Raw genomic sequence first — 14,227 nt, forward strand, 5'->3', positions numbered from 1 at the left:
TATGAGCTATTTAAAAATTACATTTGCTTTCCTATTCAACATCATTTCAATGTTGAGTTTTTCTCAAACTAATAACAATATTACTGTTAACTTAAAAGACTATCACGCCGCTTCACTTACCGAAATTATTCCTACTGAAGATGGCAAATATTTCATTTCTGCTGATAACTCAGGAAAAATATTAATGTATAACACTAGTAATTATTCTTATTACAAAACGCTTAGAAAAGCATCTGGAATACCTGTTGAAAATATGCGATTGGTTAAACATGACTCTCTGTTGCTACTTAACCAAAAATATAAGTTTAGCGATGGAAAAACAGATTCTTTAATTGGCATTAGGCTTTACGATAATAAAGTAATTTTTAAAAAAAACTTATCAGGCAGTTTTATTGGTAAACAAGAAGATATTATTATAGTCAAATCTAAAAATCAACATCTGCATATTCTTGAAGTTTTTGACAAAAATTTTAAAAAAATAACCTCTGCCTACCCTAAAAATAACGTAGAAATTGCAGCTACCAACAACAATCATTTTACAGTAGCATTTGTTGAAAATAAATTAGGACTACAACAAAACCTAGCAGTTATAAATACCCAGACTGCCAAGGAAATAATTAACTTACCCGTTCCAGAAACACAAGTAATCATCCACGTGTTTTTTGATATTAATACAGACGAGTTATTTTCTGTTAATACAGACACAAAAAACAATAAAACCCATATATATAACTTAAGCAAAAACCCAAAATTTACTAACCCTGTATTTACGGTAGAAAATATTTTAGGCAAGTTTACAAACGTAAATACCTTTAATACAGGGAGCGCTTACCCTATTGCTATAAGTTCAAATTCGACCATGACCTATAACCCAATCCTTATAAAAAAAGAACATGGTAAGTTTAGCTATGAAATGCCTAAAACAAAAAACGGAACCGCACAATGCCTGTTAATTAAGAAAAAAAACGAATATGTGTTTTTTGAACCTTTTAACGCTAATTTTAATAGTATAAATAGCTTTACTATTTATGATATTGATTCAAAAGTCATTAAAAAACAAGTCCCAAAAGAATCTGTCAAGTTTTATTCTGGAACCTTTTTACCTAATAACAATTGGATGGTTATGGGTAATGAACTGCAGACAAATCTACTCACTAGTTATGAGCATCAAATAAAATATTTTGAAACAGGCACTTTTAATAATAGATTTAACAAATTAGATTTTACCAATTATTTAGAAGCAAAACACAGCGTTGTAGAGTTTACAAAAGCCACATTTAATATTAATGAACTTACTGGTATTTATCCGTTTTATGGCTACAAAAAAATTGATGAATATAACCAAAATTACGGTTTTTACATCTATGATTTTATAAAAGATAAAGTTGAAAAAATAGCTGAAGAAAACAGAAATTACACTACCATATTAGATTATAACAATTCTAAAAATCTACTTCTATTAAGCAAACGCTTGTATAGCAATGGTGGTTTTACCGAGCCCCAAGAATTTGTATTGTTAAACAGCAACAAATTAAGTGTTTTAAAAGGCAAATACAAGTTTGGAAAACTTTCAAATAACGGAGACTATTTATTAACTATAAATTCTGATAACATTGCTGAAATACAAGAAATTAAAACTCAAAAAGTTGTTTTTAGTACCAATTTAGTAAATGGAAAATACAAACTATTTAGTATTGAAGATAATTCATTTATTATTAGTAATTCATATTATAAATTAGATATGAATAAATGCAACAAAGAGTCAATTGTAATTGAATTTGATGCAACTACTTCAAAATTTAAAAGTCAAAAATCAGACTGTGTTTATATAACAGATGTAACTAACGCTAATAACAATATAGCAATGATAGCTGATGGTTTTGGACTCCTTTTTAACAACAAAACCTTACAATTTCACCAATCTGAATTTCCTGTTAGAGTATCATTAAACCAAAACGGAGACAAATTAATGATTAGTTTTAGTAATGGCAAAATTTCTATTTATAATACAAATACGTTAAAGGAAATTGGGACAATGATACACCCCAATAAAAGCACACATGCTTTTATTGATAGTAATGGTTACTTTTTTAGTAATGTTAATTCTGAAGATTTTTTCACAGCTTATAAAAGCAATAAAGTTGTTCCAATAGATAAAGCAGAAACCCTTTATTTTAACCCAGAAAAGGTGTTAAATATATTTGGAACCCCAAACATGCAATATGTAAGCGCTTTAAAAAAAGCACTTAATATTAAAGCTGAAAAGCAACAAAATAACAATGAAATTCTAAATTCTAAAACTGATAAAAATCTGTTACCTCCAGAATTATACGTGCTTTCTATTGGTGTTTCAGAATACCAACAAACCAATTTCAATTTAACCTTTGCCGATAAAGATGCTGTTGATATTGCTAAGATTTATGGAAAACTACCTAAAAAAGATATGTTGGAATATAAAACTAAATTTTTTGGTAATCAATTCACCTTATTTAATGCTAATGAGCCTATTAAATCTGTAAATAAATATTTTGAAAGTTACAAAAGTGCAGGTAATTTATATGCTGTAAATACAGATAGAACACTTTGGTTAGAAGAGAATTATGCAGACTTTTTCCTTTGGGATTTTAACAACAAAACTACCGAAAAAATAAACGTTCCAAAAGACTTTAAAACACCTTTCGTTTCAATTAATCAGCTAATTTTTATTAATCCCGACAACTCTGGATTTTATATTATAGATGAAAATAATGACTATTACCAATTTACGTTTTCATCAAAACAATTAAAAAAAATAAAACTGCCTTTTACCCAAACAAAAGGAGCTCCTAAACTAACAACCAATAATAAGTGGGTGCAATTATCTTCTAACTTTAATGGCAGTAATAACTACGGTATTTTAGAAATAGGAGAAACAAACAAATCAGTTTCTAATACTATTAAATTTAAAATTGATGTTGTTGAAGTTTTTGAAAACGGACAAAAAACATTCGACACCGTTTATGGAACTGCCCCTCAACTTAAAGCCATTTCTAACAATAGAAATTACCTAATTTATGCCGATTATAAAGATTTATTTTGGGTTGATTTAACAAATAATTCACCTATACCCACTAAATTAAATATTGAAAAAACCATTGATTATAACACAGAATTATTTGTTTCAGATGATGGAAAAACGATATCTTTTTTAAATGTTGATTCTCAAAAAACCTATACAATTGAAACTTATAATCTAGAAGGTGCACTAAAAGACAGTATAGTTGTTAATAATGCATTTGCCTTTAGCTGGTTTAACAACATCCCTTTTTGGATTAAATCTACCCCGCCATTAGTAAAAGAAGACCTCTTTGGGTCTAATGAATTATTAGAAAAAAACACGCCTTTTTCATTTAAACAAACGCATATAAAACATATTATTAATGCCAATGCTACAAATAATAATATTAAATTGGCTTTAATTAAATTTTTTGAAAAAGCTAAAAGTAATGACCAAATTATTGTATTTCTTGCTGGTCATGGGGTTTTAGATAAAGACTTAAACTACTACTTTGCACCTCATGATATGGATTTTAATAAGGTAACAAAAAAAGGAGTTTCTTTAAATACCATTATAGAAAGTTTAAACAAAAGCCTCTCTAAAAACATATTACTATTAATGGATTCTTGCCATTCTGGAAATACTTTAGATATGGATACTTCTGAAATTGATGTAATTCATACTAACAGCAACACCAATGAACGTGGTTCAAAATCTAGAAAAACTAGTAAAAACTCTAAATTTAAAGTGTCAGAAATAATATCCTCTTTGTTTAAAGACTTTTTATCTACCAGTGGTATTACAATCATTTCTGCTTCTTCTGGCGAAGACGTAGCTTATGAAAACCAAGAATTGGGTAATGGCGCTTTTACATCGGCCTATATAAAATTACTAAAGAAAGAGTTAAATGGTAATGGTCTTTTTATTGACGAAAAAGATTTACAGAAATCAATACACATTACTACTGAAAATATTGAAGAATTACTTAAAGATGTCATGATAACTACCAACGGAAAACAAGTTCCTGATTTACGAGAATTAAACACAAATTCTAACTTAAAAATGTGGTAATAACTTATTCAAATCACACAAATACAACCATTAATTTTTAAAAATATAGTTTTGAATGGTTTCCTTACTATACATTTCCTTTAGTTTGGGAGACCTTAATATTAACGGGTTTGTTTTATCTATTAAGGCATATCCGCTATTAACATCACCTTTAAAAATATAATAAATACCCGCCAATAGTAAATCTGGAGATTTATTTACAGTACTTAATATTTTAAAATATTTATCTGCATTAATACTATCATTATTATCAATTGAGCATTTAACCAAAAGCTTTAAAACATCGGTTTCTAAATTTATTCCTTTTACTTTTTTATAAGTACTCTCTGCAATTTTAAACGCTAAATCGGGTTCTGAATTTAGATACAAACATTCTGAATAAGGGATTCCTGAGTTTCCAGAAACATCAATATCATAGGCAAGTTTAAATAAGTCTTTAGTTTCTTGCGGTGTTCCAAATCTATTTTTATTCTTAGCCATTGATACAATATAAGCAGCAATATCTGACGATTTGTTCTTTACAGGGTTATTATCTACAGCTTTATGATAGTACGTTTTGGCAGCTTCAAAATTGTTAGAATGTAATTCACTATAACCTAAATTCACATAACTCTTTGAGTAAGATTCATCTAGTTTTATAGCTTCTTTAAAGGCATTTATAGCATCTAAATAAGCTCCTTTTTCATAATAGGTATCTCCCAAAAGATTCCAAAAATCTGGCGCCTCTGGTGTGGTTTTAATCATGTTATTCAATAAAGTAATAGATTTACTGTATTGCTTCTGTTTATTATAAATTTCTACTAACCCACTATAGGCTGGAATAAAATATTTATCTTTTTTTATGGCCTTCAAGTAAAAAGGTTCTGCGTACTGGTTATTTTTAAAAACATTTTTAAAATACTCTGCATAATAGTAGTAAGACAAAGGTTTATTAGGGTTCTTTGCTATGCCTTCTTCAAACGATTGTTTAGCTTTCTTAGCATTTCGCATGTTGTAATATAACCTACCTCTTCCCGCATAAGCCCATGTGTTATGTGGATCTTTTTTTATGGCTAAACCATATAATGAATCGGCATAACGCAATCTGTTTTTATTTGTTTTATTAGTTCTTAAATAATCTGCGTATTCACAATAAACTACCGATGTGTTTGGTTGTAAATCTATAGCATTTAAAAAAAGTTGTTCTGCTGTTTTGTTATCTACATTATTATTATCAATATATGCATTAAGTCCTGTTTCAATAATGGTTTTCAAGGAGTCTAACTCAAAAACTTTATTATACCATATAGCAGCATTTTTTAAATTTCCTTTTAACTCATAGATATCGCTCATCTTTTTTAGAGCAATTGTGTTTTTAGGATTAATTTCTAAAGCCTTTTTATAATAGTTTTCTGCTAGTTTATATTTACCTTGATTTTCATTAATTATTCCTAATTTAATGAAAGAATCTTCGTTAGAACCAGTCATACCTAATGATGAATCTAAGTATTCTTTGGCTTCGTCATATTGGTATTGCTCTAAAAGATTAACTCCTATATTTTTTACTGGTGTTGCCCAAGTTGTAATGAGTTCTTTTGCTTCTTTATAATGATAATGAGCACTATCATATACTTGTTGATAACTATACACCATGCCCAGTGCATTATGAATGTAAGCTGCTCTAGATTGAACTTTTAAAGCTTCTTTTAGTTTTTTCTTAGCAACATTGTATGCACTATAATTTTTGCTTTGTATAATGGCATAAGCATCTAACATAAGTTTGCTAGAATACACCCTATCATAAAGAAAATCATCTTCACCCATTAATTCTAAACAAATTTCAAGATGTTTTGCTTGTTTACTAAACTCTGTTCCCTGTGGTAAAACAGAAGCGCCACTAATATATTTATTGATTAATTGTTGAGCCGAAGTTGATAACTCTTTAATTAATTCAGATGCCATTTTAAACAATAAACCCTCAGTAAATGTACTGTTTTTAGAAGCATTCTTATAAAGTTCTAAGGCACTTGTTGGCCTGCCATAATAGTTCTTTTTAGTAATAGCCGTATTAAAACTTTTAATAACTCCTGCTACCTCTGGGGTTTTTTCTGAATTAACGCCCCTTACCGAAGCTATTGCAGTACTGCTTTTAATGTTATTTTTAAAAGATTCAATATCAATATTATTATCGGCAATATTAACAGGTTTTAATACTAACCTATCGTTTTGAGTTCTTAAAACTGGGGTTTGACTTTGCTTGTGTTTTTTAGAAACGGTAGCCGATACATTATCATACAAATAATCATCTAACTCCCTATACTGCAAATTATTATCGGTATTACTATCGGCTTTTCCTAAAAGACCTTTTACCAAGTAATAGGTAAAATACCCATGACTAATATCACTGCTTTCATAGGATAATTCATTGGGACCACAGCTTAAAATTTTAGTTGAATTTTCAAACATGGCTTGAATGGTTCCCATATTTTTTTGTGTTCCTTCCTGAAAGATAAATCCAGACCTACAAGCATCTAGAATAAGAATAACTTTTACACCTTTTTCTGCCATTTTACCAACAACCTTATCATTTAACAAAGCTAATGGCACCACGCCTCCTGCATAATATTCTTGATTGGCATTGGCATCGGCTGCTAAAAGAAACCCTTCTTTTTCACCAAAATCATCAACCACATCTCCATGACCTGCAAAGTATATATAAACTACATCTCCAGATTGAGTATTTTGTAATAACTTTTTTAAAGACCTTAAAATATTGATTGATACCGCATCTTCATCTACTAAATAAGCTATATTTTCTACTGGTATTTTTTCAGAAAGCAAAAGGTAATCTTTAAATAAAGCGGCATCATTTTTAGCATAGTTGAGGCGCAAACCTGCTTCATGATATTTAGATATACCAACTACCAAGGCATGTTTAACGCCTTCAGAAATTGTATTAGTTTTTTTAGCAATAGAACCACGTTCTCCTTCTTGAGCTAAACCCGTTAATACTACAAGAGAAAAAAACACAGCTAAAAAATGTTTCATACGCTTTAATTTAAAAAGCTTTCTATAATTACGCGCTTATTACTATGTATACGTTACTATAGTAAGTATTATTTTTTGACTATTTCATAAACAAACTCGGTGCTATAACCATCAATTCTAGCGCTTGATTTTTTTCCTGAGCTACCCCTTGATTGCGCAAAACTATTGGCTAAAAAAGTTTCTAACGGATTAGCTACATTTCTAGAATTATCGCCTCTGGTTTCTACAGTAGGTTGAAAATTAATAGGTGTTGATGTAGCAAATCCTTTTAAAATAAGTTTTTCATATGGCGGCCCAAATGAAAAAATACAATCTTTAAATATCATAGTTTGTCCAGGAGCCAACTTTCTTTCATCATCATTTAAAGAACAATTATCATTAGGCATAAAAGGAAAAATTTCTCCTTTTGAGTTAATTTCAATAATGCTAAAATACAGTGGTCTTTCACTTTTATTAGTTACTTGTAATACTACATTATCAACCTCTGGTTTTACTTGAAAGGTACCATTCTTATTAGTTAGTGTTGAGGGGTCTAAAACGTTTCCAACCGCATCGGTTAACACATCATATTCAATAGGCAAGAGTTTAAATTCAAACTCATAGTTATAATTTTTAAATTCTAAATTTTTTAAATATTGACCTTGTGCAAAGGCAAACAATTTTTGGTTAATAGCATCAACTGATGTGCTTCCTCTAGTTTCTTCATCTTTATCAATATCAATTAATCCATTGGTAGCTTTTAGTGTAATATTATTACCCTCGGTAGTTAAAACAACATCTGCAGAATCTATCTTTTTTACAACCGCTCCTAAGTTTTTTTCTAATAAAAATTCTGAAACGCCATTTGTAATTGTATTGTCTTTTAATGATTTATCAAAAAACACATTAACAGCAATATCGCCATAAGAAGGTTCATCAATAAATACCCAATAGTTTTTTTCATTAAAATCATCTAACGGCGTATCTAGTTTAATAATAGATTCGTTAAATTTTGATACTGTAATGATACCTTTTGTAATAATTTTATCGTCTTCAACTTTAGTAGTTGCAGATGGTAAAACATTAACGGTTGTGTTTTTAAACAATCCTTGAATTTTACCTGCTTGAATTTTAATAATATCGGCTCTAGGAACCGACTTTACTTTATAATAAGGCTGCTGTTTTACGTAACTATTATTGAATAATTTAACGTTTAAATCGCCCTCAATAGTAGGGTTTTGCTTTGGAGAAATCACAATCATCTGGCTCTCAATTTTTGCAAATAGCTGGTTATATGAAAAGTTACTACCCAAACTATTCATGGCTTTTGAAAATGCATAACTTAATGAGCCTGTACCCTTATATTCATAATTTAATTCATTGGCCGAAGCACCAGATATTAACACAAAAGGCGCAGCATTATCTTGTAATTTTTCTTTTGTTTTTTCGGTCATATCACTACCTGAAGCATCACCGCTTTTGTTAGGTTGCCAATTACTTGGAGCAAAAACAGCTTCACTACCTCTTGCTTTTCCGCCACGTGTGCTTGAACCAGAGTGACAACTATCTAACAGTAAAAGTAACTGACCTTGTTTACTTAATTTATTTCTGAATTTGGTTATATAATCTCCTAATTCATCATCACGAAAATGGTGCTCTCCTTTGTAGTTGTTATTGTATCTTACCCAAGCATCATATGGTACTAAAGCTTCATCTTTACCGTCAATTTCTTCATCATTATCATCAAATATTTGTTGCCCGTGACCTGAGTAGTGAATCACTACAATATCATCTGGTTTTATCTTACTTAGTAAGTTATTTAAAGCTTCTTTTATACCTGCATAAGTGGCTTGCTCATCTATTAAAAGGGTAATGTTTGCTTCTTCAAACTTTTGATTAAGAAGTGTTTGTTTTATTAGTGGTACATCATTAACAGAGCTTATAGTGCTCCAACCCGTTTTTTTGGGGTAGTTACCAACGGCTATTATTAAAGCATACTTTTCGGCATGCAAAAACTGAATACTAAAACAGATTAATAATACTAAAATTATCTTTTTCATAGGTAGTTTAATTTAAATCGAATAAGCTAAATGAAATTCCAAAGAAATATCCAAAATCATAGACGTCTTTGGTAAAATTATCAATACTGCCAAAGGTGGTGGTATCTCCTACTTCTAATCCATCTGTTAATTTTGTTACAGGGCCATAAGCCACCCCTCCAGACACTGATACTCTACTCTCACTACCAAAGTGAAGTGAGGGCCCCAGTAAGAAATTAATGCCCTTTATATTATTTTCTCCAGAAATGGGGATAGACAGCCCAAAAGAACCGCCAACATTAAAATTCTCTCCAGTGTAAGGATAAAAATTAATCATGGTGCTTAAATTTGGTGTAAAATAATCATTATCATCTGCTCCAATAACACCGTCTTCTGTTACATAATAATCTTTAGATTTTGAACCAAAATTATTTAATGTAAGTGCAACCCCAGTATTAATTTTAAACCCTCCTTTAGAATATAATTTTATGTTTCGGGTTTTAAGCAAACTTCCTTCATTGTTACTATCAACACTTTTTGCAAATGCACTTTGCACAAACTTTAATTCTACATCAACTTTATCTGCTTCTATTTGATAATCATACGTTCTACTAAAATTAGATGCCTCTAGCATGGTGTATAATGATTTAATTTTATTAAGATCTTCAACCGTTTGAAAAGTTGATTCATTTAAAGAGCCCAATAAGTTTTGTAAATCGCTAATAATATAATTACGCTCAATAAGTGCTCCTCTAGAGAGGGCTTGTTCACTATTATTTACTTCCTGATCTACTTCTTTAGACATGGCATTTATATTAGTTTGAAGTTCTGCTTTGTCTTCCTTAACAATTTTTTCTAACTGTGTTAAAAACACGTAAAAATTTTCATTAGGGTCTGGCAATCTAGCATCTTGTTGTAAACCCGCTGTTTCCATAACACTTTCAATAATATCTTCTTTATCTAAATTTGGGTTTAAAAGATTAGACATTATAGTTGTTTTTAATGCTGCTACATTGGCGGTTTTTTCGTTTAAGTCTGAAAAACCACTGGTAATACCATCTCCACGAGAACCAGATTTTTTAAAAAAATCACCCGCAGGTAAGTTAGCTACATTTAAGTTTAGATTATCACTAGAAAACGTATTAATTCCGCCAAGTAATGAACTAAAATTAAAACCACTACTACCGGCTTTATGTACTGCTTCTTCTTTTACATCGGTTACCACATCAACCGCAAACGGATTCACATTTTTTAGTTGAATTTCAACTAAACTGTTCCTTTTAATTTTTGGATTGTTTAAGGTGTCTGTAATATTATGACTCTTATCTAATTTATAGTAAGAGACATTCTCAGTACCATAATCGTAAACTACTTTGTATTTGTCTTGAGAAATAACTGTTAAAGGCAATAAAAGTAGTATTACCAATGTTGAAAAAATTAATTTCATATTAATTATTAAGATTTAATGTTTTACGCGCCAATAAATTTTGTTTGAGAGTTTCATTAACTTTAATCGTTCTCTGTTAAGAGCGCGTTTTCCAGATTTTATAATGTCGAAAATATCTGAAATAATGGTGTTTGTATCTGCAAAATAAGAATGACTTAAAAAGCTAGTATCAACCCCACTAGCATCAATAGTTTCAATGCCATTAACAATAACTAAACCTTCCCCTGCATCTCCTGCTCTTGGATTTCCGTGTAATGCTTTTGAGGCTTTTAAAGCTAAATCATCTGATGATACATATAAGGTTATTGGCTTTTGAATTTTTGATGCCATTTTTGGCGCTATATCATTTTTAAAAACATCGGCATCAATGTCTGGTGCTGCTAAAATAATTTCTTTTATATGCTTTCTTAAATGTGGTTTTTCTGTTATTAAATCAACAATAGCTCTTGTAAGGCCTCTATTGCCCATGCTATGAGCTACCAAATAGATATCTTCTGCTTCAGACTTAGTTATATAATCTTCTAAAAAGTTTTTAATGTTGTGTCTTGCCCATTCTATATTAGATTCGTCTTTAGGGTATTTAAACATTGAAGCTTGAGATGGCCAACTGTAAAAAACTGGTTTTCCGTCAAACAACAAATCGTGTGATATTTGAGCGGTTCTTTTGGCGGCTTCACTAAAGGAGGTATTGTAACCATGTACAAATAAAAAAGTACTTTTTGATTTTGATTTTTTTATGCCTTTAGATAAAGATTTGAAGAATTTATCTTTTTCAAGCATATTAATACCTTGAATCATGATATGTTTTGAAGGGTCTTCTGAAAATTCAAATCGCCAAATAGATGGACTTTCAATGTTGCCTAAATCATGATTTAGTGGAATACTAATCTCACAAATACCATACTTTAAATTAGAACGTTTGGGTCCAAAAGCTTCATTTAAATTATTTGTGTTTACTTTATTTCTGTCTGTTGCAAAATAAACAGGAAGCTTAACATATTCTGTTTTTTGTGATGCTGTTTCTCCTCCTCTTGCAGCACTTTCAATATGTTTTAAACAGAAAGTAAAAAATTGTTCTTGTTCTACAGAGTTTACACTATAAGCTACTGTAATTTTTAAGTTAGCATTGGCTTTAAAAGCCTTAATTGAGAGTAGCCAAAACTCTAAATCGAAATTATTGAAAGCTTCTAAGCTGTCAAATATTTTACTTTTAAAATGAACCTCTACATAAACCTTTAAATTACTAATTTCTTTAGTGGTGATTTTGGTGAGTTTAAAATTAGTAAAATTAGTTTCATTGCTTAAACACTCATTTGAATTAACCAATGTGGTATCATTCCAAGTAAAAGCTTTATTGTTTTGTGTAAATCCTAAATTAATAGAAATAAACAATAAAATAATAGCATAAATTATGGGGTTACGTTTCAAAATAATTGAATAAATTAATTAATTGAATATCAAAAAACTACTTTCAAAGTGAATTACTAAGAATTAACTTTGCTGTTTTCTTACATTTTTTAAATACTTCTGTGCTGTTTTATATTTATAATTTTTGGCAATTTGCTCTGGCCTTTTTTTGTCTTTGTTTTTTACTGTAGCTTTTACGCCTTTTGCAACAAGTTTTTTTAATAATGTTATGTTATTTTTTGCAGCAGCTAAGTGTAATAAATTATTTCCTTTATCATCGGTTGTGTTTACGTTCCAGCCATTATCCATCATAGCATAAACCATATCAATATTATTTTTTGCAAAAGCACTCATCATTAAATATGAAGCTTCTTTACTAGTAGCATCAAAAGGAATATTTTGCTCTAATAAATACTCTAACATGCTAATATTGTTATTACTAATGGCTTGTTTTATTAAAGTTTCGCCATAAATATCAATATTTTCATTTTTTGATAATGAAATAATGGTTTTTAAAACATCAAGATTGTTGTTTTTGGCAGCAACCATTTCTAACCTACCTCTGTTTTTTGTATAATCATGATCTACTATCCAAGAGTAGGCAAGCCATGATTTAAGACGATCTTGTAAATTATTTTCAATAGCATATAAAATATTTTCATAAATAGCTTCATGCAATACATTATATGGTACAGCTGTTATTCTGTGGGCTTGCGCTCCTGCTGTCCAGTAAGCACTTAAAAACTCTACGGTTTTAATACAATCACAAAGCGGATCATACTTATAATCTCCTGTGTAAGAACCATCTTGAGATTGAGCTACTGCTCCCCTAACATGAATACCTTCTATAAATCCGTATGGATTAAAAACGGGACCACCAGAATTCCCTGGAAAGGTGTCTATACTATTTTTAAACCAGGTAGGTTGGGAGTTGTCTACTACAGTGGCATTATCGGCAAATTTTAATGGTAATCCTGTAGGGCTTCCTATGGTATTTACATTAGAGCCATCACCAATTTTTCCGCTAGTTCTAAACCGGTAAGGTGCTCTTTCAGATTTTTTACTTAACCTTAAAAAGGAGTAATCATCAACCGTACTATCATCTAACCGTGCTTTAATAACTTCGGTGACTTCATATACATTTCTTGGGTCTATTTCAATGTATTTATAGGTGTTGTTATACTTAAGTTCATTGGTATAATCAAATATCCAAACATAGTCTTTGGCGTCTTCTAATTCTTTAATGCAATGACCTGCTGTTGCTAATATATCTGGGGCAATTAAAAACCCCGTGCACATAGCACTTGTGGGTTGGTCTAAAAACTTAATGTTTTTGTCAAAATTTTTGCTTTTAAATCTATATTCAAGTCGTTCTCTAAGTGTATAACCATAAACTTTGTTGCCAACAATATTTTTTTTACTAATCATTACTGCTGTGGCTCTTACAAAATCTTCTATACCATGGGCATCTTTAACATCTTTTCTGTCATCTGTTCCGTAAACACCTCTTGGTGCTTCTGTACCGGTTTCTTCAAAAGGATATTGTAACGGTTCTTTTTCTTGTTGAGACCAAATTGAAATAATTGGGCATAATAATAGAAATACACTAAAGACTCTTCTCATAAGTTAGGGTGTTAAATTAAAATGATAATAGCTTTAAATTTTAAATATAACAAAATTTAATATATGCAACTATCGTATTTTGTTACAGTTACATTAATTTTCTTCCAAATTTTCAAGAATTGTACCATTTTTAATTTGCACCCCTAATTTCTAGCAAATTACAGCCTCTAAAACTAATTAAAAATGTTTGTTTTATTGTTGGTTAAACCTTTAATAATGTGGTTTTTACAGCCTCAACCGTTTTTTTAGAATTTCCTATAAAAATTTTATCTTCTAAAATAATAACAGGTCTACTTAAAAATGTATAATGCTCTAGTATATAGTGTTTAAAATCTCGCTCAACAAGTGCTTGATTTTTAAGTCCCATCTCTTTGTATAGTTTAGAGCGCTTACTAAAAAGAGCTTCATAGCTACCTGCAAGAGCTTTCATTTCTTCTAATTGGCTCAGGGTAATAGGGTCTTTTTTTATATCTTGTAGAATAAATTCTGAAGGTAAGTTAAGTTCTTTTAAAATTCTAGTACAAGTACTACAGGTTTTTAAGTAATAAAGTTTTTTCATTTTTATAACGTTTTAAAGGGCTTTCTATAACAATAGTT

7 protein-coding genes are annotated in these 14,227 nt (G+C 29.9%); 1 reads left to right on the forward strand and 6 read right to left on the reverse strand.

What is annotated here, in order from left to right:
* Nucleotide 1: 1 nt before the first annotated feature.
* Nucleotides 2–4,108 carry a caspase family protein gene (locus tag J1D01_RS07305; protein WP_421150351.1) on the forward strand — a complete coding sequence of 1,369 codons (4,107 nt, stop codon included), beginning with the start codon at nt 2–4 and terminating at the stop codon, nt 4,106–4,108.
* A 30-nt stretch (nt 4,109–4,138) separates the two neighbouring features.
* On the opposite strand, the gene J1D01_RS07310 is transcribed toward J1D01_RS07305, so the two are convergent.
* From J1D01_RS07310 to J1D01_RS07335, 6 genes are all read right to left on the reverse strand, one after another.
* Nucleotides 4,139–7,135, reverse strand: coding sequence for a tetratricopeptide repeat protein (locus tag J1D01_RS07310; protein ID WP_421150352.1), 2,997 nt, complete (start codon nt 7,133–7,135; stop codon nt 4,139–4,141).
* A gap of 68 nt (nt 7,136–7,203) precedes the next feature.
* Nucleotides 7,204–9,174 (reverse strand): caspase family protein, encoded by a 1,971-nt coding sequence (locus J1D01_RS07315; RefSeq protein WP_421150353.1) that lies wholly within the window; start codon nt 9,172–9,174, stop codon nt 7,204–7,206.
* 7 nt (nt 9,175–9,181) lie between these two features.
* Nucleotides 9,182–10,600 (reverse strand): hypothetical protein, encoded by a 1,419-nt coding sequence (locus J1D01_RS07320; protein ID WP_372937605.1) that lies wholly within the window; start codon nt 10,598–10,600, stop codon nt 9,182–9,184.
* A gap of 15 nt (nt 10,601–10,615) precedes the next feature.
* On the reverse strand, nt 10,616–12,028 hold the full coding sequence (locus tag J1D01_RS07325; protein WP_372937604.1) for an alpha/beta hydrolase: 1,413 nt from the start codon (nt 12,026–12,028) through the stop codon (nt 10,616–10,618).
* 63 nt (nt 12,029–12,091) lie between these two features.
* Complete coding sequence (locus J1D01_RS07330; protein ID WP_421150354.1) at nt 12,092–13,630, reverse strand: ankyrin repeat domain-containing protein; 1,539 nt, start codon at nt 13,628–13,630, stop codon at nt 12,092–12,094.
* 202 nt (nt 13,631–13,832) lie between these two features.
* Nucleotides 13,833–14,189 carry an arsenate reductase family protein gene (locus tag J1D01_RS07335; protein WP_421150355.1) on the reverse strand — a complete coding sequence of 119 codons (357 nt, stop codon included), beginning with the start codon at nt 14,187–14,189 and terminating at the stop codon, nt 13,833–13,835.
* Between the last annotated feature and the right edge of the window lie 38 nt (nt 14,190–14,227).

The organism is Seonamhaeicola sp. NFXS20 (assembly GCF_049132085.1).
Classification (GTDB): domain Bacteria; phylum Bacteroidota; class Bacteroidia; order Flavobacteriales; family Flavobacteriaceae; genus Seonamhaeicola.